General features: G+C 31.5%; 19 protein-coding genes and 3 tRNA genes. 12 read left to right on the top strand and 10 right to left on the bottom strand.

All coding sequences use genetic code 11. The features are described from left to right. Positions 1–35: 35 nt before the first annotated feature. The 3 genes from mfd to ychF form a co-directional block, all read right to left on the bottom strand. Positions 36–3,542 carry a transcription-repair coupling factor gene (gene mfd, locus RG565_RS01590; RefSeq protein ID WP_247936921.1) on the bottom strand — a complete coding sequence of 1,169 codons (3,507 nt, stop codon included), beginning with the start codon at positions 3,540–3,542 and terminating at the stop codon, positions 36–38. Next, positions 3,535–4,104: an aminoacyl-tRNA hydrolase gene (pth, locus tag RG565_RS01585; protein ID WP_059221680.1), complete on the bottom strand. Its 570-nt coding sequence runs from the start codon at positions 4,102–4,104 to the stop codon at positions 3,535–3,537. The genes mfd and pth overlap by 8 nt, the downstream gene beginning before the upstream one ends. 72 nt (positions 4,105–4,176) lie before the next feature. After that, positions 4,177–5,292: a redox-regulated ATPase YchF gene (ychF, locus tag RG565_RS01580; RefSeq protein WP_003029509.1), complete on the bottom strand. Its 1,116-nt coding sequence runs from the start codon at positions 5,290–5,292 to the stop codon at positions 4,177–4,179. 145 nt (positions 5,293–5,437) lie between these two features. Here ychF and RG565_RS01575 point away from each other — a divergent pair, with 145 nt between their 5' ends. Further along, complete coding sequence (locus tag RG565_RS01575) at positions 5,438–5,938, top strand: DUF1307 domain-containing protein (RefSeq protein ID WP_195323555.1); 501 nt, start codon at positions 5,438–5,440, stop codon at positions 5,936–5,938. Between the two features lie 23 nt (positions 5,939–5,961). Here the strand turns inward: RG565_RS01575 and RG565_RS01570 are convergent, their stop codons facing one another. The 5 genes from RG565_RS01570 to RG565_RS01550 all read right to left on the bottom strand — a co-directional run bounded on the left by RG565_RS01570 (position 5,962) and on the right by RG565_RS01550 (position 11,034). Next, positions 5,962–6,159, bottom strand: a complete 198-nt coding sequence (locus RG565_RS01570) for a DUF951 domain-containing protein (protein WP_022526716.1) — start codon at positions 6,157–6,159, stop codon at positions 5,962–5,964. Continuing rightward, on the bottom strand, positions 6,159–7,295 hold the full coding sequence (dnaN, locus tag RG565_RS01565) for a DNA polymerase III subunit beta (protein WP_059221678.1): 1,137 nt from the start codon (positions 7,293–7,295) through the stop codon (positions 6,159–6,161). The genes RG565_RS01570 and dnaN overlap by 1 nt, the downstream gene beginning before the upstream one ends. A 155-nt stretch (positions 7,296–7,450) precedes the next feature. Continuing rightward, entirely contained in the window at positions 7,451–8,794 is a 1,344-nt protein-coding gene (dnaA, locus tag RG565_RS01560) for a chromosomal replication initiator protein DnaA (RefSeq protein ID WP_049533213.1), read from the bottom strand. A gap of 227 nt (positions 8,795–9,021) precedes the next feature. Continuing rightward, a complete protein-coding gene (locus tag RG565_RS01555; protein ID WP_059221676.1) occupies positions 9,022–9,789 on the bottom strand; it encodes a ParB/RepB/Spo0J family partition protein in 768 nt (255 codons plus the stop codon). Positions 9,790–9,843: 54 nt separating this feature from the next. After that, positions 9,844–11,034, bottom strand: a complete 1,191-nt coding sequence (locus RG565_RS01550; RefSeq protein WP_003029517.1) for a S1C family serine protease — start codon at positions 11,032–11,034, stop codon at positions 9,844–9,846. A gap of 192 nt (positions 11,035–11,226) precedes the next feature. Between RG565_RS01550 and rlmH the strand changes: the two genes are divergently transcribed. The 7 genes from rlmH (at position 11,227) to RG565_RS01515 (ending at position 14,483) form a co-directional block, all read left to right on the top strand. After that, on the top strand, positions 11,227–11,706 hold the full coding sequence (gene rlmH, locus RG565_RS01545) for a 23S rRNA (pseudouridine(1915)-N(3))-methyltransferase RlmH (protein ID WP_247936920.1): 480 nt from the start codon (positions 11,227–11,229) through the stop codon (positions 11,704–11,706). Positions 11,707–11,748: 42 nt separating this feature from the next. After that, positions 11,749–11,822 (top strand) — tRNA-Arg (locus tag RG565_RS01540). Between the two features lie 165 nt (positions 11,823–11,987). Further along, a complete protein-coding gene (locus RG565_RS01535) occupies positions 11,988–12,137 on the top strand; it encodes a bacteriocin (protein WP_106388355.1) in 150 nt (49 codons plus the stop codon). A 14-nt stretch (positions 12,138–12,151) separates the two neighbouring features. Then, on the top strand, positions 12,152–13,474 hold the full coding sequence (locus RG565_RS01530; RefSeq protein WP_247936919.1) for a GHKL domain-containing protein: 1,323 nt from the start codon (positions 12,152–12,154) through the stop codon (positions 13,472–13,474). Next, positions 13,474–14,223: a competence system response regulator transcription factor ComE gene (gene comE / locus RG565_RS01525; protein WP_003040601.1), complete on the top strand. Its 750-nt coding sequence runs from the start codon at positions 13,474–13,476 to the stop codon at positions 14,221–14,223. The genes RG565_RS01530 and comE overlap by 1 nt, the downstream gene beginning before the upstream one ends. A gap of 109 nt (positions 14,224–14,332) precedes the next feature. Then, positions 14,333–14,404 (top strand) — tRNA-Glu (locus RG565_RS01520). A 5-nt stretch (positions 14,405–14,409) separates the two neighbouring features. Next, positions 14,410–14,483, top strand: a tRNA-Asn gene (locus tag RG565_RS01515). Between the two features lie 87 nt (positions 14,484–14,570). Here the strand turns inward: RG565_RS01515 and RG565_RS01510 are convergent. Further along, positions 14,571–17,147, bottom strand: coding sequence for a YfhO family protein (locus tag RG565_RS01510; RefSeq protein WP_247936918.1), 2,577 nt, complete (start codon positions 17,145–17,147; stop codon positions 14,571–14,573). 66 nt (positions 17,148–17,213) lie between these two features. Beyond that, the gene (locus RG565_RS01505; RefSeq protein WP_247936917.1) at positions 17,214–18,836 is read right to left on the bottom strand and encodes an ATP-binding cassette domain-containing protein; all 1,623 of its coding nucleotides are present in this window, start codon (positions 18,834–18,836) and stop codon (positions 17,214–17,216) included. A gap of 155 nt (positions 18,837–18,991) precedes the next feature. Between RG565_RS01505 and RG565_RS01500 the strand changes: the two genes are divergently transcribed. The 4 genes from RG565_RS01500 to trpS all read left to right on the top strand — a co-directional run bounded on the left by RG565_RS01500 (position 18,992) and on the right by trpS (position 22,364). Then, the gene (locus tag RG565_RS01500; protein WP_003030730.1) at positions 18,992–19,531 is read left to right on the top strand and encodes an NAD(P)H-dependent oxidoreductase; all 540 of its coding nucleotides are present in this window, start codon (positions 18,992–18,994) and stop codon (positions 19,529–19,531) included. A gap of 21 nt (positions 19,532–19,552) precedes the next feature. Continuing rightward, positions 19,553–20,242, top strand: a complete 690-nt coding sequence (locus RG565_RS01495) for a triose-phosphate isomerase (protein ID WP_117644986.1) — start codon at positions 19,553–19,555, stop codon at positions 20,240–20,242. A gap of 19 nt (positions 20,243–20,261) precedes the next feature. Next, positions 20,262–21,257: a UDP-glucose 4-epimerase GalE gene (gene galE / locus RG565_RS01490; RefSeq protein ID WP_247936916.1), complete on the top strand. Its 996-nt coding sequence runs from the start codon at positions 20,262–20,264 to the stop codon at positions 21,255–21,257. 81 nt (positions 21,258–21,338) lie between these two features. After that, positions 21,339–22,364, top strand: coding sequence for a tryptophan--tRNA ligase (gene trpS, locus RG565_RS01485; protein WP_195322926.1), 1,026 nt, complete (start codon positions 21,339–21,341; stop codon positions 22,362–22,364). Positions 22,365–22,453 lie beyond the last annotated feature (89 nt).

Raw genomic sequence — 22,453 nt, 5'->3', positions numbered from 1 at the left:
TATAGATGAAAGCGAAACTTTACAAAATTGTAAAGTTAGCAATTTTTCTTTTGATTTTTAATTTCTACTAATTTTTCTGAAAACTGCAAAAGTCCTTCTAAAATTTCATAATCTTTTTTATTTTTTACATCAAATATAACTTCAATCAATCCCTTATTTTCTGAAATTCTTGCTTTTAAATTTGTCACAGAAAGAGCTTCAAAGTAATCTTGAGTTAAGAAAAACTGTTGAGAAACTTTTTCAAATCGGACAATCACAGCTTGTTGCTTTTTTTCAACAAGCTGAACAAAAGCTTGATCTAAATAAGACTTTACAAGACCAATTTCTAATAAAAAGGCAACAACATCTGGATATTCTCCAAAACGATCCATCAACTCATTCTGTAATTCTTCATAATTTACACGACTGTCAATCTCGCGAATACGTTTGTAAATTTCAATTTTCTGCCTTTCATCAGCAATATAATCACTAGGAAGATAGGCATCAATCTGCAAATTAATTTCAGCATTTCCTTTTTGCCGTCTTTTTTCTTTGCCTTGTTTTTTAGCAATAGCCTCTTCTAATAATTGAGAATACATCTCAAATCCAACAGAATCAATAAAACCAGATTGTGAACTTCCTAAAATATTTCCAGCACCACGAATAGATAAATCTCGCATAGCAATTTTAAAACCAGAGCCTAATTCTGTAAATCCTTTTATAGTTTCCAAACGTTGTTCAGAAATTTCTGTCAAAATCTTGTCAGGACGATACATGAGATAGGCATAAGCAATACGATTACTACGACCAATACGCCCTCTTAATTGATATAAAGTTGACAATCCCATGTAATCTGCATTTTCAATAAAAAGAGTATTAACATTAGGAATATCAACACCAGTTTCAATAATAGTCGTTGTCACCAAAATATCATATTCCCCATTGATAAAATCAAGTAAAGTATTTTCAAGAAGAATTTCACTCATTTGACCATGTACATATCCAATAGAAGCTTCTGGAATCAATTCTTTCAATTCTGAAACTTTTCGCTCCATTGTGTCAACTTTATTGTAAAGATAGTAAACCTGCCCCCCTCGATCCATTTCTCTTAAAACTGCATCTCGAATAACTGTTGCATTATTTTCTAAAACATAAGTTTGAACTGGGTAGCGATTTGTTGGAGGAGTTTCAATAACTGATAAATCACGTATACCTAACATAGACATATGGAGTGTACGAGGAATAGGGGTCGCCGTCAAAGTTAAAACATCAACTTTTGTTTTCAACTCTTTTAATTTTTCTTTATGCTTAACTCCAAAACGTTGCTCCTCATCAATAACAATGAGTCCTAAATCAGCAAATACAATATCTTTTGACAGGAGACGATGCGTTCCAATAATAATATCCACTTGCCCTTTTTTTAATTTTTCTAAAATTATTTTTTGTTCTGATTTACTTTTAAAACGACTTAATACTTCAATGTTGATAGGAAAATCGTTAAAACGGTCCTTAAAGTTCGTATAGTGCTGTTGAGCTAAAACCGTAGTGGGAACTAAAATTACCACTTGTTTATGATCATTTACTGCTTTAAAAGCAGCTCTCATAGCTACTTCCGTCTTCCCAAAACCAACATCCCCAACTAAAAGACGGTCCATAGGATGATCACTTTCCATGTCTTTTTTAACTTCTTTTATAGAACGCAACTGATCTTCTGTTTCTACATAAGGAAAATCATTATCAAATTCTTGCTGATAAGAATCATCACTAGAAAACGCAAATCCCTTTAATTGACTTCTCTCTGCGTAAAGTTTAATTAAATCCTCAGCAATGTCTTCAACTTGATGTTGTACTCTCTGTTTAGTTTTTTGAAAACGTCCATCATTTAATTTATTGATCTTAGGCGCTTTACCATCACTCGCAACATATTTAGAAAGTAGATGAATCTGATCAACAGGAATAGAAATACGATCTGCATTTTGATATTGAATAGTGAGATAATCACGATGAATTCCTGAAATTTCAATCGTCTCAATTCCTAAATATCGCCCAATTCCATGAACGTTATGAACAACATAATCTCCTTTTTCCAGCTCATTATAATTTTTCAAACGTTCAGCATTAGAAATACTTTGCCTGCGAACTTTTCGTTTTACTTTTTTTTGCAGAATATCATATTCAGTGATTAAAACAATTTTTTCGTCTACAAAATTAAATCCTTGAATTAAACGTCCTTCTACTAATTGAACAGCATGTTTATGAATTTTAGTATCATTAACATAATCAAGTGGAATTTCATATTCTTGTAAACTTTTATGTAAACTTTGTAAAGTCAATAAAGAATTTGATTGTATAATAACTGTGTAGTTAGATTTTTTATAGCGACTGATTTCTTCTTTCAAAAGCTGAAATTGACTAAAAAATTCCTGCATAGGATACTGATTGAACTGATAAAGAGAATCAAATTTTAAATTTCCCAGTCCTTTATGAAAATTGGAAAAGAAGGTAGCTGGTTTATACTTTCTAAATATTGAATAAACATCTACAAAATAAGATTGATTTTCAACCGCTTTACTAGTTTGTAAATCTTCTGTCAATAAATTTGCTGTTTCTAATTGAAACTGAGCATATCTATTCATAATTTTTTGAAAATCATCAAAGAAAATTGGGCTATGTTTTGGAAGATAATCAAGAATTGTCCATTCATTTTGATAAAAATAAGACAATAATTTTCTAATATCAGTATGTTGAATTTGTTCTTTTGTACTAGCTAAAATCTCCTCTAAATAAGATTTTGAAGTTGAATCTACAGTTTTTTCTATAAGATTTTCTATTTTTTTCTGTGCACTTTTATAATCTGCTTTAGTAAATATGATATCTGTAGCAGGATGAATATGCACATGTTCTACATTTTGAATAGAAATTTGATTTTCAGGATTAAATAGACGAATACCATCAACTTCATCACCAAAAAATTCAACCCGAAAAGGCATTTGACTAGAGCGCTCAAAAATATCTAAAATATCACCACGAAGACTAAACTCCCCTTGTTTCAATACTTGTGATACTTGCTTATAACCTGAATTTAGCAATTGAGAAATCAAATCTTTCAACTCATATTCTTGCCCTATTTTTAAATCAATATAAGCTGAATTGAAATTAACAGGATTGGGTAAAAATAGTTGACTAGCTGCCACATTAACTATCAAAAATCCTGATTGTTGAGAATCTAATAAAAAATCTAGAGCTTCCAAACGAGAAAAAATCTTTTCTTGAGAAGAAAAAACAAACTCAGCTAACGGAGTATCATCTGCAAGAAATGTATAGACCCTCTCTTCTCCCACCAAGCCAATCAGATCACTAGAAAGTCTTTCTGCTTCACTATAAGTAGACGTTAAAATCAAAATTTTGTGATTCTCCTCTACACAAGAGGCCATTGTAATAGCCTTAGTTGAAGATGACAAACCCATTAATAACTGCCGAGTTGATTTATTTAGATTTCTTTGCCAATCAACTATTTGTTTATTTTGATTAAATAACTCAATAATATCCATCTTTTTATCCATTGTATTGTTGCATTGTTTGTTCAAAATTATTAGAATGTAAATAATAATTTACAGCACTGTCAACTTTGTCAAGTATATTTAAAATTATAGCATAGTCTCCTTTTGAAAATTTTCCTAACACATGGTGAATAATGGTTATATTATTTTCGGGACGACCAATACCAATTTTAATTCGTTTAAATTCTTGGGTTCCTATATGTTTTATAATTGATTTGATGCCATTGTGACCACCAGCTGATCCTTTTGCTCTAAGTCGTATTTTTCCTACTTCCATATCTAAGTCATCATAGATAACCACTAAATCTTCAATATCTAGACCATAATAAGATAGAAGAGCATGAACAGCCTTTCCACTCTCATTCATAAAGGTCGTTGGTTTGACAAAATACACTTTCTCACCATTAAAAAATGTAGAAGCTATTTCTGCTTGAAAAATTTTATCAGTTGTAAACTTTAAATTTTGTTCTTTACACATTTTGTCAATTAGCATAAATCCGACATTATGTCTTGTTTCAAAATATTTTTCTCCAGGATTTCCCAAACCTACAATCATCTTTACCATTTTTTACCTCTAAAAAGACCAAAAGGGCTGGAAAAGTTTTTCCAACCTCGTTTATATTTAGTTTACAATGCTTTACACATTAAATCTAAATTCCATAATATCGCCATCTTGAACGATATATTCTTTTCCTTCTTCACGCAGTCGTCCTGCTTCTTTGACTGCTTTTTCACTTCCATATTTCACTAAATCATCATAAGACATGGTTACAGCACGAATGAAGCCTTTCTCAAAGTCTGAGTGAATAATGCCAGCTGCTTGTGGTGCTTTCATGCCACGTTTAAATGTCCAAGCTCGAACTTCTTTTTCTCCTGCTGTAAAATAAGTTCCAAGTCCTAATAAATGATAAGCTGCTCTGGTTAATTTGTCAACCCCAGATTCGTTCAAGCCCATTGCTTCAAGAAATTCAGCTTTATCTTCATCATCTAGCTCAGAAATTTCTTCTTCAGCACGCGCAGATATAACCACTACCTCTGCATTTTCAGTTGCTGCAAACTCGCGAATTTGTTGAACATACTCAATATTATCCGGATCTGCTACCTCGTCTTCACCAACATTCGCAACATAAAGCACTGGTTTTGTAGTCAATAAAAATAATTTTTTGACAATCTTTTGTTCTTCCTCATCAAATTCAATGGTACGAGCTGATAAACCATTTTCTAAGACTGGTTTGATTTTTTGCAAAACATGAAACTCAGCTACTGAATCTTTGTCTTTTTGCGTTCGAGCAACTTTTTCTACACGTGTGTAGCGTTTATTGATACTTTCTAAATCTGCTAAAATCAACTCAAGATTAATTGTTTCAATATCAGCCATTGGGTCAACAAAACTTGACTCACGTCCTTGTTCCCGCATAACATTTTCATCATCAAAAGCCCGAACCACATGAACAATGGCATCAACTTCACGAATGTTAGCCAAAAATTTATTTCCAAGACCTTCTCCTTTTGAAGCTCCTTTTACAATCCCTGCAATATCTGTAAACTCAAAAGTTGTTGGCACTTTTTTCTGTGGTTTGATAAGCTCTGTTAATTTATCCAAACGAGCATCTGGAACTTCTACCCGTCCAACATTAGGGTCAATCGTCGCAAAGGGGTAGTTAGCTGCCTCTGCTCCTGCTTTTGTAATCGCATTAAATAAAGTGGATTTTCCAACATTAGGCAATCCCACAATTCCTGCTGTTAAAGCCATTTCGCTCTTCCTTTCACCTTTTCAATTCAATAAACCATTATATCATATTTACCACTATTTGACTTATAACTTAATCATTTTTGTAAAATGTTGTATTTTCCCAATAAAAATATTATAATTTTATTGAGGTATAGGAGGTAATGCCATGAAAAAAAGATATTTAAAACAATTATTGGTTGGTTTTGTTACAGTTTTTTCGCTCATCACTCTCATTGCATGCGGATCTCAAGAAAAAAAGATGTCATTTCAAAGAATTGATCAAAATTTGCAATACGACTTACGTTTAACCTATTATTATAAAGGAGATATTGTCACAAAACAAACTACTAATTCATTTTGGTCTTATAAAACCTTAGGAGCTACTAAAAAAGAAGATGTTAAAGACAGAATTGATAAAGCTTCTCAAATGTATCAAAATATTGAAGGAATTAAAGAAAAAGTCACTTATGAAGAAAAGGGAGTTAAGGAAACTGTAGAAATTAACTTTAATAAAGTAGACTTTGATAAATTAGCAACCTTACCTGGAATGTATACAGATAAGAATACGAGAAAAACTAAAAAAGTTAGTATGAAAGCTAGTAAAGAACTCTTAACAAGTAAAGGTTTTAAAGAAATTACAGACGGTAAATTTGAAAAATTAAAATAAGATTATGAAAAGGTGCTAAGAAATCAATTTCCTAGCACTTTTTTTAGTTTTCGTTCAAAATCATATCGGCTCATCATCACGATATGTTGGCAATTTGTACAGCGAATTTTAATATCCGCACCCACTCGAATAATTTCCCAACGATTTGCTTTTTTGCCTGTAGATTTAATCGTACAAGCATGTGGTTTTTTCATTTCAACAAAATTTCCTACATCATACATTAGTTTGTTCTCACTGGTGTAATCAATTGAATAAAGTTCTCTGTATCTTCATTTGGAACTAAAGTAAATGGACGTACAGCCGAAATAAAGCTGATTGTAACTTTTTCACTATTAATAGCTTTCAATGAATCAATTAAATACGTTGGATTAAAACTAATGGTTAAATCTTGACCTGATATACTTTCAGTATCAATTTCTTCATTTACACGGCCAACTTCAGGAGAGTTCACATGTGCACTAACTACACCATTTATAATTTCTAATTTAACTGTTCCATTTTGAGTTGCATTTGAAAGAAGGCGTGCGCGTTCCATTGCATAACGAAGGTTATTTTTATCAAATGTTACAATACTAGTAAATTCTGTTGGAATTAAACGGTCGGTATCAGGATAATTTCCCTCTAACAGCCGAGTGTAGAAGCTAATATTTTCACTTCTAAAGAGTAATTGATTATTTGTGAAGTAAATCTCTACTGTTTCAATATCATCCGTAAAAACGGCTGAAAATTCTCGTAGAGAACGACTAGGAATAACAACATCAAAATTATCCCCATTTTTTTCTAAAACAATCTTCTTTTGACTCATCCGATGAGAGTCTGTTGCAACCGTCTTTAAATTTTTATTTTCTGTTAAAACAAAATGAACCCCAGTTAAAATCGGGCGACTTTCTTGTGTACTAGCTGCAAAAGCTGTCTCGTTAATAATATTTTTAAGAACACTTGTTTCAAGCACCAAAGGATTACTTGCTGAAATTTCTTGAATACGAGGGTATTGATCTGCATCTTTTCCTTTTAAGGTAATTTCTGATTTGCCACTAGTTAAAACAATTTGCTTTTGCTCAATTTCTTTAAAATCAAGTGTAACATCAGGAAGACTTGATACAACATTGATGAAAAAAGTTGCTTCAAGCAAAATAGAGCCTGAAGAGGTCACTAAAAGCCCTGCATTTTCGTTTTTAATTGAAATAAAATTTTCAATAGAGATTTGTCCATTTGAACCAATTAATGTAATTCCTTCATTTGTAACATCAATTTTTACTGTAGAAAGAATGGGAATAGCATTTTTAAGACTAATAGCACGTTTGGTTGTATTTAAAGCTTGTAAAAATAAATTTTTATTGATTGAAAAGTTAATCATAGACACTCCTTTTATTATTTTATGATTATTAAGTTAATAGTAATAGTAGTTTGTGTGAAACTTGTGGAAAAGTTTCCTAATCAGCGATAGAACACAAAAACAGACTTGTTTATAAATTGTGAATAACTTTAACATTTTTTTGCAATTATCCACAATTATCTGATTTTATTTTTTATGTTTTCTATTTCTAATCGAAGATTATCATCCGTTTCTAGCATTGTTTTAATTTTCCCATGAGCATGTATGACCGTTGTATGATCTTTACCGCCAAATTCTCTTCCAATTTTGGGAAGACTATTATCGGTTAATTCACGGGCCAAATACATAGCTACTTGTCTAGCAAGGACAATATTTTGAACCCGACGACTTCCTTTCATTTCTTTAACGCTGACTCCATAGAAATTTCCAACTTCTGTTTGGATTTTATCAATTGGAATAACTAAAATTTGACTTGCATCTTGTTTTCGAGCTCGAATAGCTTCAGCAGCAGCGTCAATTGTAATTTCTTTCAGATTTTTTACTCTAGCCATAAGAGAAATATCATTTAGAGCACCTTCTAAATCTCGCACATTTGAATCAAATTGACCTGCTAGATATTCTAAGGTATCATTTGGAAAAATGTAATCTAAATCTTCTATCTTATTGCGTAAAATGGCGATTCTTGTTTCAAAATCAGGTGGAGTAATGTTTTGAGTTAATCCCCATTTGAAGCGCGTGACTAAACGTTCTTCAAGATTATCCAGATGATCAGGACTTCGGTCGCTTGTTAAAACAATTTGTTTATTATCTCCGTGCAAAGCATTAAAGGTATTGAAAAATTCTTCTTGAGTAGAAACTTTTTTTCCTCCTAAAGATTGAATGTCATCAATCAATAAAAGATCGAGGCTTCGATAAGTTCTCTTAAAGCTTTCCATTTCCCCTAATCGAAGATGTTCTAAAAAGTCGTTGATAAAAGTCTCAGCAGGAATGTATTTCACTCTAGCATCAGGAATATTTTCTAAAATTTGATTTCCAATTGCATTTAGTAAATGGGTTTTTCCTAATCCTGGTCCACCATAGATAAACAATGGATTATAAGTTGTTGCTAAATTTTCAGAAACAGCGAGTGCCGCCGATAGAGCCCAAACATTTCCATCGCCTTGAACAAAATTATCAAATGTATATTTTGCTTTTAACCCGGTTTCAATGGGAGGAAGGCTTGGTTTAACTACTGAATGATTTGTATTTGTTGATTGAGTAACTTCATCATTTTCCTCTTGAAAGATATAGTGTACGGTAATTTGGTCATTATAAATTTCAAAACCTGCAGTAATGATGACATCTGCTAAATTTTGATCCCAAAATAATTGTTTGACAGGACTGTCAAGAAGTACAGTAGCTTGAAAATTTTCAACTTTCATTAACCGAGCTCCTGAAACAAAATAATCATATGTATTTTTTTTGATTTGTTTTTGAGCCAATTCTAAAACACGCGCCCAAAAATTAGCTTCTTGTGACATAAGAAACCTCCTTCCTTGCTAATAAATCTTCGTTATATTTAATTATCCATAGAAGTTATTTTAACATAAAATGCAAAAGTTTTCCACAATCTGTGGAAATAAATTCACATTGTTCTTTGAAGTTTTCCACAGATTGTGAATAAAGCAGTTTTTCTGTGATTCATTAAGGTTTTCTTATAAAATAAGAGTGGATAACTCTGTGACTTGAAAGAATAAAAATAACAGCCTTATTTAAAGCTGTCAATAATTCTTTGATATTCTTCTAGGTTTGAAAAATGAATACAAATTTTCCCTGATTGAGATTGTTTAGAAAATTGAAGAGAAATCTCTGTACCAAATATCTTTTTTAATCTTTTTTCTTCCTCTTTGAGGAAGAGATGATGTTTATTTTTTGTTACAGTTTTTGTCTGTTGGGAATGCAATTGTTTTTCTAACTGCCGAACAGAAAGGCCTTGAGATAATATTTTATCAAACCACTGATTTTGCTCTTTTTCTGAGAGATTGATGAGCAGACGAGCGTGTCCTTGAGAAATATTTCCTTCTTTTATCGCTTCGATAATATTGAGAGGTAAATTTAATAACCGAACAGAATTTGTAATATAAGGACGTGATTTTCCCATAGTCAGAGCGATCTCTTTATGTGTCAACCCTTTGTCAATCAAATATTGATAAGATTGTGCTTCTTCTATAGGATTTAAATCTTCTCGTTGTAAATTTTCAATAATGGCTTGCTTCATCATTTCATCATCTGTTACTTCTTTTATAATAGCTGGTATATTTGTTAAGCCTGCTAATTTAGCAGCTCTAAAACGCCTTTCACCAGCTAGCAATTCATAACCAATTATCGGAGATTTTCGTACAATAATGGGCTGAATAATCCCATGTTCTTTTATAGAATTAGCAAGCTCAGTAATTTTTTCTTCTGAAAATTCTTTTCTTGGTTGATAAGGATTAGTTTGAATGTCCTTAAGTGCAATATATTGATATTTTTCCATGTTTATATAGAATAACACACCTTTACAATTCTGTAAAGATGTGTTAATAAAGTGTCAATTATTTGAATCTAAATCTTTTGTAGATTTTGTAAGCTTAATGGTAGTAGTAGTTTCTTTTCCATCACGATAGAAAGTGATTTTTATGTTGTCGCCAATTGAATGTTTGTATAAAGCAGATTGTAAATCACTTGTTGAAGAAATTTCTTTATCATCTACTTTTGTAATCACATCATATTTTTGAAGTTTTCCTTCAGCTGGCATTCCAGATTGAGCTGAACGTACGACAACTCCACTAGTTATTTTTGATGGGAGTTTTAAACGTGATAGATCTGAACTAGACAGATTAGTGATGTCAATCATTTGGATTCCTAGAGCTGGTCGTGTAACAGTTCCATTTGCTTCTAACTGGTTAATAATGTTTATAACATCATTAGATGGAATAGCAAATCCTAATCCTTCAACCGAAGTTCCGCCGTTGTTAGCTATTTTACTTGAAGTAATACCAATTACTTGCCCTTGGATATTCACAAGTGGTCCACCAGAGTTCCCTGGGTTGATAGCTGTGTCTGTTTGAATAGCTTGTGTTGAAATCGTTTGTCCGTCTTCAGATTTTAGAGAAACATTACGATTTAAACTAGAAATAATTCCTTGAGTCACAGTATTAGCATAATTTGAACCAAGTGGACTTCCAATTGCAATAGCTGTCTCACCAACAGTCAATTTGCTAGAATCTCCAAATTCAGCAACTGATTTTACTTTATCAGCACTGATGCGAACAACGGAGATATCAGAATAAGTATCTGACCCTACAATTTCTCCAGGAACTTTATTACCATCTGCTAAACGAATGTCAACTTTTTTAGCACCACTGATAACGTGGGTATTGGTTACTAAGTAAGCGTATTTTCCATCTTTTTTATAAATAACTCCAGATCCTTCGCTAGCTACTTGTTGAGAATTATCATTGTTATTATTTGAATCATCATTTCCAAACACACTGTTTTGTGAATTATTATTAGCATAGGTAATAACGGATACAACAGCATCTTTTACTTTACTCACAGCTTGTGTTGTGGAATTTGTATTTTTATAAGCAGTAGTAACTTGATTAACTTTAGTCGTTGTAGAGCTATTTGTTGATAATTTAGATGAAGTTAAGTTTCCAAGTAAACCACCAATAAAACCTATAGCTAAGACCATGAAAAGCAATAACAATTTTTTTGTGAAATTTGAAGAGTTTTTCATATCTTCCTCCTAGTTATTTCAATTACTGAAAGTATAAAGAATTTAACTTAATTATAGCTTAAATGTTTTATCTTTTCCACAAATTGTGGATAACTTTTAAAATCTGTGATTTTCTAAGTCATTTATAAGGTAATTTATTTTTTATCCTGTGAATAAGGTGTGAAATAATTGTGGATATGGTAGAATAGAGATATGAAAATAAAACTTGTAACTGTTGGAAAATTAAAAGAAAAATACCTTAAAGATGGAATAGCAGAGTATGTAAAACGTTTAGGGCGCTTTACTAAATTTGATATGATTGAACTTCCAGATGAAAAAACACCTGATAAGGCAAGTCACTTAGAAAATCAACAAATTCTTGACAAAGAAGGAACTCGTATCTTATCGAAAATTAATGATAAAGAATTTGTGATTGCTTTAGCTATTGAAGGGCAACAATTTCCGTCAGAAGAATTCAGTAAGAGATTAAGCGATGTGACTGTTCGTGGATTTTCGGATATTACTTTTGTGATTGGTGGGAGTCTTGGTCTGTCTACTGCTGTCAAAAAAAGGGCTAATTTGCTGATGAGTTTTGGAAAATTGACACTTCCTCATCAGTTAATGCGATTAGTTTTAGTAGAACAAATTTATCGATTGTTTATGATTCAACAAGGAAGTCCCTATCATAAGTAATCTTGACGTCATAGGCTTTTTTTGTTAAAATGATAGAGCATTGGTCTCATAGCTCAGCTGGATAGAGCATTCGCCTTCTAAGCGAACGGTCGCAGGTTCGAATCCTGCTGGGATCATATAAGAAAAGGGCACGGGAAAGCGTGCCTTTTTCTATAACTGAATAAAGAAGTCTTTTGAGATGTAAAAATGTGTCGTTTAGAGTTTTTTTTAATTTATTTATGAAGATTTTGTATAATTACCTTGTAAGATTTCTTACAAAAAACAAACATTAAGGAGAAATTATGAAAAAGTTGTTTGCTAAAAAAGAGGTAGTAAAAAAGGAAGTTGTAGAATTTAAAGAACTGAATGATGAGCAGTTAGATAAAATCATTGGTGGGGATAGGAGGGATCCTAGAGGAATGATTGGAATTGGGAAAAAATTATTTGGTTAGGAGATTTTATCATTATGAATCTGGATAAAATATTTATAATCATTTCTTTTATTATCGGAATTTTATCTTTTTCAATTGTTCATAAAAAAATTAGTAAAGTGAAAATTATAGATTTTCGCTTTACTTTATTGTGCTTGTGTTTATTTTTATTTTCATCTTTTATAAATTCGATTAATTCCTTATTAGCCTATCTATGTTTATTATTAGAGCCTATTATAATTTACTTCTATTTTTATCGCTTTAAGAAATATGAGAAGTATATATCAGTTTTTGCAACCTTTTTAATTTATTCATCTGTAACTACCTCTGAAACCTTCTTTTCAGTCATTATTTCTTCTGTTACAGGTGATAAGTTTGTTGATAGATACTGGGGATTGTTTTATATTTTTATCAATATCATTTCTTTAGTTTTTATTTTAAAAGCAATTGATTATTTTAAGTTTAATTTTAAATATTTTAAAAAGGCGGATTTTAAAGAGAATATTGTGCAGTTAAACTTTTATCTCTTATTTATTCATTTTTTATTAAATTTGTCGCATTGGCTTAGTAATATGAAAAATTTAAATAGTTTTTCTAGTATGATTGCTACAATTTGCTTTTTAATGTTTATGTCAACTTTATTCTACTTACAATCTATTCGCGAAAAGTATGAAAAAGAAGAACAAATTAAACAGAAAGAACGAGAACAACTACAATTACAAAAATATACAGATGAAATTGTTAATCTGTATAATGAAATTCGAGGTTTTCGTCACGATTATGGTGGGATGTTGGCAAGCTTCCAATCGGCCATTCATACAGGTAATATAAAAGAAGTAGAACGAATTTATCAGGAGGTGCTAGTAAATGCTAATTTACAACTTCGTTCAGATAAATATACGTATTTTGATTTAAATAATGTTGGAGATTCAGCACTTAGAAGTGTTATGACGCAAACATTATTTAAGGCACGTGATTACAATATAGAATTAACATTTGAAGTAAAAGATTTTGTCAAGCCCTTGCCGATTAAATTGTTAGATCTGGTTAGAATGACAAGCGTCCTTTTGAATAATGCCATAGAAGGATCAGCAGAAAGTTATCAAAAAACGATGAATGTTTCTTTGGTGGATTTAGATACAGAAACAATCTTAGTCATTCAAAATTCACGTAAGAAAAGACCGCTAGATTTAGAAGAGATTTACCAAACTGATTTTTCAACAAAGGGTGAAGGACGCGGTTTAGGCTTAAGCAATATCAAAGAAATTATTAACAACTATGAAGGAATTATCCTCGATACTAAAATTGAGGATGAATATTTTACACAAGTAATGAGAGTGCGGAAAGAAGGTTTATAATGAAAGTATTAGTATTAGAAGATGAAATTTCACATCAAGTAAGAATGGAAACAACTTTGGCAGAGATTGCGAAAGAAATGGGAATTACAATAAAGGTTAAAGTAACTGGCAAAGTAAGAGAATTTAAAGAATATGTTGAAAATGATGAGGTGAATCAATTATATTTTTTAGATATTGATATCAAAGGAGAGGAAACAAAAGGTTTAGAAATAGCAAAATTTATACGTCATCACAATCCGTATGCTATTATTGTTTTTGTTACAACGAAATCAGAATTTGCTACTATGACCTTCAAATATAAGGTATCTGCACTGGATTTTGTTGATAAAAATTTGAGTGATGTTGCTTTTAAAAAACATATAAAAGACAGCATTGAGTATACAAAAGCGACATTGATTGAAAATAAAGATATGGTGGATTATTTTGAATATAGCTTTCGTGGCGGAGAGGTTAGAATGCCTTTTAATGACATTTTATATATTGAAACGACAGGTTCTTCTCATAAATTAAGAATTGTCGGTAAAAACTTTTTTAAAGAATTTTATGGTACTATTGCAGATATTCAAGAAAAAGATAAAGAAACAAGACGTTTCTTTTCACCTCATAAATCTTATCTAGTCAATATTGGAAACATCAAAGGTTATGACAAAAAAATGCGAGAAATAATTTTTTATGAAGATCATCGTTGTCCGATTACTCGAATGAAAATTGGAAAGTTAAAGGCTATTTTAGAGGAATTAAAAGGATAAATAGAATAGGCAAATGAAATAGCAAATATAGTTAAATTTTTAAATAAAAACTATTGACAAAGTTTTCCAAACTGGTATAATAGTATATGTTCTGTGAAAGAACATATATGGTCCGTTGGTCAAGGGGTTAAGACACCGCCTTTTCACGGCGGTAACACGGGTTCGAATCCCGTACGGACTATATCATCCGGCATAGCTCAGTTGGTAGTAGCGCATGACTGTTAATCATGATGTCGTAGGTTCGAGTCCTACTGCCGGAGCTACTAAGCATTCATAAAGAATGCTTTTTTATATAACTAAAGAATACTAAAAGCCAAACTGTCTTATTGTTCAGCTTGGCTTTTTAACTATGACAATTTTTTCTTACGTATCTTATTGTAAATTATAAATAAGGAGATTCCAGATAAACATGCTATACTACCTTCTTTAAGACCATTTGGGATAAATGTCAGTTTTATTTTTCCTGCGCCTTTTTTGACATCAATTTTCATAAAGCCATTTTGTGCTCTTGAAATTTTAATTGGTTTTCCGTTTTGTGTTGCAGCCCAACCTTTATCATAAGGAAGTGTGAAGAATAAAGAACTATCTCGTTGAGCTTGATAATGTGCTGTTATTGTATTATGTTTTGTTGTCACGGATACTTTTTGTCGTTGAATCTTGTTTATCGCTTGTTGAAAATGATTGGTGTTAAGCGTATAAAATTCAGGACTATCAAATGAAACTTTTGAGTTATCTGGGAAAGATATTTTAACGGTTATGGTTTGTTTTTGCTTAAAATAACCAAGATTAAAAAATGGAAAGACATTGTTGGTACCATAATGCATTTTTTGATTATTATTTACAGTTATGTCAACTGATTTTTGGTTGTCATTTGAGAAAGTTAAGTTTGGCAGAGTTAAATAAACTTGACTATTTGTTGGAACTTCTAAAGTGTAAGTTACACTAGCAAAGGAATCATGATTTTCTTTATCTACTTCTGCTGCTATTCTATTTCCAACTTGCTTAACATTATGATTACTTGTAGGAGATAATCTGTGATAATATTTTAAATTTAATCCAGAAAGCTGATTGAGAAAACGAGTTTGATTATCTAATGTTAAGTGATTAAACTTTACATCTCTGTAAATTGAATTTGTTAAAAATGCTAGTGAATTAGCATTTTTATTTTCATAAAGTGTTAAATTATCTTTCGTTTTAATGGAAGTAAAACCATATTTTTGAGGATTGTTTGTTGAAATATTATATTTTACACCCAATAAGCTATCCATAATGATACTATTGTTTTGATAACGTAAGTTTAAATTAGTTCCAGATGATTTAAAACCTAATTTATCAAGAATAGAACTAGCTGCGGTATTGCGAACAGAAGAAAATTGAGAGATACCATTATAATTGTATTTCATACTGTCATTTCCAGTTTGAATAGCTAATTTTTCAGTTCTAAAGAAATTGGAATTTTTCTTTTTACTGTAGTTGACGAGTAAATCAATAGCTGTTAAATCTTGTTCATAAGCATTTCTACTTGCAAAGCCCCATTCTTTTGCAATTCCTTCCATTTGATAAAAACTATTTAAACTTAGTTCAAAGCAAACAAATAATAAAGTAGAAATAGTAAATATTTTAACAGAAATATATTTTTTTGTATAAGTCCAAGAAATTAAAAGATAAGCAATCAAAAACTCTAATGTTAAGATGAAATTAACAGAACCTAAAAATTTGTAATGATTCTTAAAAATAAAAGCAGCAATAAAACCAAGTCCTAAGATAGAAAAACTGGCTAGAATGTTTGTCAATTTAATCTCTTTTAGACGCTCCAAGCTTTCAGCAGCTAAGAAAATAATGACAATAGAAAAAGTCCAAGAGTAACGATGTAGGAACATATTTGGCGTGTGCATACCTTGCCAAAGCAGATCCAAAGGCTGTAAGTAAAAACTAGCTACTAAGAATATAATTAAAATAACATAGGAAAGTTTCACGTGAAACTTAATAGACTTTAAAGTGAAGAAGAGAATTGCTAGTAATAATGGAACAAGCCCAACATAAATCATCGGAATAGATCCATATTTAGTTGTGTCAAAAGCTCCAATAAAGTTTTTGGCAAAGATATCCAAATACCAACTTTTTTCAGTCAGTAAAGTTGTTACTTTTGTTAATTTCTCACCATGCGTTTTTAAATCTAGAAAAGTTGGTAGAATCATAATGAGACTAGTTATCCCAGCTGAAATTGACACAACTGTAAAGTCTATGAAAGATTTAATCCTAATTTTAAAATCCCATGAAGTTTGAACAAAGAACCACAATACAAGAAAGATCGCCATCATATACCCAAAATAATAATTTTGAATAAAAAGAATTGACAAAGCTGTAAAGTAAAGAACACGTCTTTTTTGAGTAATCAACTGGTGTAAACCAAGTAAAATAAGTGGAATAATAATGAAGACATCTAGCCAAGTTTTTATTTCAAGTTGACTAACTGCAAAACTCATTAGAGCGTAGGAAGTTGACAGTATTAATATAAGATAAGGAGAAATTTTTTTAAAGATACCTTTAATACTGATGAAACAAGTCAATCCCATCAAACCAAACTTTATCAGAGTAAATAAATATACTGCATCTGGCATATTTTTTAAATTGAAAAAGTAAACTAAAGGTGATAAAAAACTTCCAAGATAATAGCTAGATAAAGCATAAAAATTTAATCCAAGTCCACTTGTAAACGTGTAAAAAATACTGTCTGAACCATGCAAAATATTTCTTAAAGTAACATCGAAAATGACATATTGATGAAATCCGTCTCCTAATAGCGGAGAAGTGTCACTTTTCCAATAGATTCCATTTATAAGGTAAGTTATAAACAGAATCAAAAATGGAATAAAAAAGGCTATCAAATAATAATTTTTGAAGAGTTTTTTGATTTTTTTCATAAGCTATCGTAAAATACTAAAATTTAAGGAACTGAATCTTTCATCAGCTCCTATTTTTTGAAAAGTTTAATCTTTCCAAAGACTATTGACTTTTTCTTGTACTTCTTGATTTTCTAAAAATTCATCATAGGTTTCGTCAATACGATCAATGACACCATTTTTAGAAAGAACAATAATGTGATTAGCAAGTGTCTGGATAAATTCATGATCGTGGCTAGCAAAAATAATAGATTCTTTAAAGTTTTTCAGACCGTCATTTAGGCTAGAAATAGATTCTAAGTCTAAGTGATTGGTTGGATCATCTAGTACTAAAACGTTTGATTTGAGCAACATGAGCTTTGACAGCATGACACGAACCTTTTCACCACCTGACAAGACGTTGACAGACTTGTTAACCTCATCACCAGAGAAAAGCATGCGACCTAGAAATCCTCGAAGGAAGGTGTTGTCATCTTCTTCTTTACTTGCAAATTGACGGAGCCAGTCAAGAATAGATTCACCGCTGGCAAAATCTTTGCTATTGTCTTTTGGTAAATAAGATTGACTAGTTGTAATACCCCACTTGACAGTTCCTTCATAGTCAATATCTCCCATAATAGCTCGAATCAAAGCGGTTGTTTGAATGTCATTTTGTCCAATCAAGGCTGTCTTGTCACCCGGACGCAAGATAAAGCTGATACTGTCAAGGATGACTTCGCCGTCAATCTTGACAGAAAGGTTTTCGACTGTCAAGAGGTCATTTCCGATTTCGCGTTCGGCTTTGAAGTTAATAAATGGATATTTACGGCTTGATGGGACAATTTCTTCCAGTTCAATTTTGTCAAGCATTTTTTTACGAGAAGTTGCTTGCTTAGATTTTGAAGCATTAGCAGAGAAGCGAGCAACAAATTCTTGCAGTTGTTTGATTTTTTCTTCTGCTTTAGCATTACGGTCTGCTAAGAGTTTAGCAGCTAATTCACTAGATTCTTTCCAGAAATCATAGTTACCAACATAGAGTTTGATTTTGCCAAAGTCTAAATCAGCCATGTGTGTACATACTTTATTGAGGAAGTGACGGTCGTGGGATACAACGATAACGGTATTTTCAAAATCAACCAAAAAATCTTCTAACCAAGAGATGGATTGAATGTCAAGGCCGTTGGTCGGTTCGTCTAGCAGCAGAACATCTGGTTGACCAAATAGAGCTTTTGCAAGGAGAACTTTTACTTTATCTCCATTGGATAATTCACTCATATTTTGATAGTGAAGATTTTCTGGGATATTTAAGTTCTGGAGGAGTTGAGAGGCTTCACTTTCAGCCTCCCAACCACCTAACTCAGCAAATTCACCTTCTAATTCAGCTGCTCGGACACCGTCTTCATCAGAAAAATCAGGTTTCATGTAAATGGCATCTTTTTCTTTCATAATGTTATAAAGATGCTCATTTCCCATGATAACTACATCAATCACTCGTTCTTCTTCATAATCAAAGTGATTTTGTCGAAGAACTGAGAGACGTTCGTCTGGTCCGAGTGAGATATTTCCAGTCGTTGGTTCGATATCTCCAGATAGGATTTTTAAAAAAGTTGATTTTCCTGCACCATTAGCACCAATTAAACCATAAGTATTTCCTTTTGTAAATTTGATATTCACATCATCAAATAATTTTCGATCACTAAAGCGTAGTGATACATCTGATACTGTAAGCAATATTTTTCTCCTAATTCTGTAATTAGTTTCATTTTACTAGAAAATTTGACTTTTTTCAAATGATTCAGGGATAAAATATGACATTTTAGAATATTGATAAGTAAGAGAAATTTCAAAAATTTATAATGAATTTAGAATATTTTTAGGAGGAGAAAATGAAAATTTTATTGGTAAATGGTTATCAAAAACATGAGTTTTGTAAAGGAGAATTAAATTTTAGTTTGTATAATATTATGTTGGATAAATTACGTCACAATCATGATGTGCAATTATCGTCAGTTGAGGACTATAATGTAATAGACGAGAGAAATAAGTTTTTGTGGGCAGATTTGATTATTTTTCAATTTCCTATTTATTGGTTTAATGTACCTGGGAAGTTGAAATTATATATGGATGAAGTCTTTGAATATGGTCAATTTTATTCATTTGCAGATACTTATGGACAAGGCGGTTTAATGAAAAATAAAGAATATATCTTATCCACAACTTGGAATGCACCAGAAGAAGTTTTTAATAATCCGGCTGCATTTTTTGATGGAAAAAATGTAGATGATGTTTTGATTTCATTCCATAAGACCATGGAATTTTGTGGTTTAAAGAAAAGAAAAACACTATCTTTTCATAATGTTGTGAAAAATCCTCAATTTAAATTTTATAAACAGACAATAGAAGATTATTTTTTAAAAGAGTTGTAAATAGTGTAAAGGAGGCATAAAGTGTTAGTTGTTTTTAATTTTAAAAATCAGATGTCAATCAAGCAACAATTAGAATTGTTAGAGAAGTTCAATCAACCAATAAGCAAACAACATCAATTGATTATTGCTCCTATCATACCGAATTATAATGTGTATCATTTTGACATTGCAGTTCAAAATTTGTCAATTAAAGGAAGAAATGTAGGTGATTTATCGCCTCAACATTTAAAACATTACAATATAAATTATGCTTTTGTAGGTCATTTAGAAAGGCAAAAGTATTTAAATGAAACAACAAGAATGATTCGCTCAAAGATTGACAATGCTTTACAGAAAGATATTATTCCTATTATTTGTGTAGGAAATCATGAAAATCCTATTTTTGAATGCGCAACATATTTAGATGATCTAGATCTTCAGGATAAACATATTATTGTAGCTTACGAAATATTGAGTGCAACATTAAAAGGAAAAAAAGATTATTCCTTTATAGATGTTGAAGAAAGTTTTCAAGATTTAAAAGATTATTTGGATAATTTAAGTGTAAAGTTTGGTTTTACATATCAGTTGATTTTTGGTGGTGGTGTAAACCGTGAAGATATTGAACAGATTTTAACTATTGGATTTGATGGGATTCTTATTGGAGATAGAATTGAAAGTTTGGTTGAAACATACCAATACTTACTAAAAGATACTCTTTTATTGATGTAAAAAGATAAGGAGGAGAAAAATGAAATCAATTTTAGTGACAGGAGGAGCTGGATATATTGGCTCTCATACTGTAAAGGCGCTTTTAGATGCTGGTTATGATGTATATGTTTTGGATAATCTAGCATCAGGTGTCAGGGATGCGGTGGATGTAAGAGCACACTTTAAAGAACTGGATGTTTATGATGAGTCTGCATTAAAAGCTTATTTACAATCTTATAAAATTGATGCTGTGCTACATTGTGCGGGTGAAATAGTCGTTAGTGAAAGTATTGAAGATCCAAGTAAATATTTTTCAGCAAATGTAGCTGGTATGAATCGGGTGTTAAAAGTATTATCAGCAGTAGGAATTGATAAAATTATATTTTCTTCTACAGCTTCAGTTTATGGCAATAATTGTATAGATAAACCGGCAAATGAAGATACGCTATTAAATCCAGTAAATCCTTATGCAGAGACAAAACTGATGGGAGAACGCATGATTTATTGGATGGCCAACCGTTATGGTTGGAAATATGTCATTTTTCGTTATTTTAATGTTGCTGGTGCTGCTATGGATGCTTCAAATGGTTTGAGGGTTAAAAATCCGACACATATTATCCCTAATATTAATAAAACAGCTCTTGGACAAAATGATGCTTTAAAAATTTATGGCGATGATTATGAAACGCGAGATGGCTCATGCATTCGTGATTATATTCATGTTTTAGATTTAGCGCAGGCACATGTAAAGGGATTTGACTATTTGTTTACAGATTCGTCAACTTCACAGATTTTCAATTTAGGAACAGAACAAGGTTATACTGTCAAGGAAATTTACAATACTGCAGAGCAAATTTTACAGCAAAAAATTCCTCATGAAATTGTGGCACGTCGTTCTGGTGATCCAGCAAGTGTGTTAGCAAATGCTTCTAAAGCAAAAGAATTTTTAAATTGGCAAGCAACTTATTCTTTGAAAGATATTATATTATCTGATTATAAATGGCGTGTGAAAGCTGGTAATTCAATTGTCAAATAATTTTAAGAAGTGTAGAAATAGTTTCTACACATTTTTCTTGAAAATGGTATAATATTATCAAGAAAATTCAAGGAGAATGTGATGTCAAAACCTATTATTTTAACAGGAGATCGTCCAACAGGAAAATTACATATTGGTCATTATGTAGGAAGTTTGCGAAATCGTGTTTTATTACAAGATGAAGGAAAATATGAATTATTTGTATTTTTAGCTGATCAGCAAGCCTTGACAGATCATGCTAAGGATCCTAAGACAATTGTAGAGTCAATTGGAAATGTAGCATTAGACTATTTAGCTGCTGGATTAGATCCTGAAAAGACAACTATTTTTATTCAAAGTCAAATTCCTGAGTTGTCAGAGTTGTCAATGTATTATATGAATTTGGTGTCATTAGCGCGTTTGGAACGTAACCCAACTGTCAAGTCAGAAATTGCTCAAAAAGGATTCGGTGAAAGTATTCCAACTGGTTTTTTAGTTTATCCAATTGCACAAGCAGCAGATATTACTGCTTTTAAAGCGAATTATGTTCCAGTAGGAAATGATCAGAAACCAATGATTGAACAAACTCGTGAAATTGTACGTTCTTTTAACCATACTTATAATTGTGATGTCTTGGTAGAGCCTGAGGGCATTTATCCTCAAAATGAAGCAGCAGGACGTTTGCCGGGGCTTGACGGGAATGCAAAAATGTCTAAATCTTTAAATAATGGCATCTATTTATCTGATGATATGGATACTTTACAAAAGAAAGTGATGAGCATGTATACTGATCCTGACCATATCAAGATTGAAGATCCTGGTAAAATTGAAGGCAATATGGTTTTTCATTATTTAGATGTGTTTGGTCGTCCAGAAGATGCGCAAGAAATTACAGCAATGAAGGAACACTATCAACGAGGTGGACTGGGAGATGTGAAAACAAAACGCTATTTATTGGAAATTTTAGAGCGTGAGTTAGGACCAATTCGTGAACGTCGTGTTGAATTTTCAAAAGATATGGGAGCAGTCTACACTATGCTACAAAAAGGTAGCGAAAAAGCACGTCAAGTAGCTAGTCAGACTCTTTCTGATGTAAAATCTGCTATGGGAATTAATTATTTCAAATAAATTAAGAAAGACTGTCACTAAAAGTGATGGTTTTTTAGATAATAGTGATTGACAAATACAGATAGAATGGTATCATATTAACAATAAAT

Origin of the sequence: Streptococcus sp. IsoGale021 (genome assembly GCF_031142795.1) — a bacterium.
Lineage (GTDB): Bacteria > Bacillota > Bacilli > Lactobacillales > Streptococcaceae > Streptococcus > Streptococcus hominis.
This window is presented reverse-complemented; position numbering and strand designations above follow the sequence as displayed.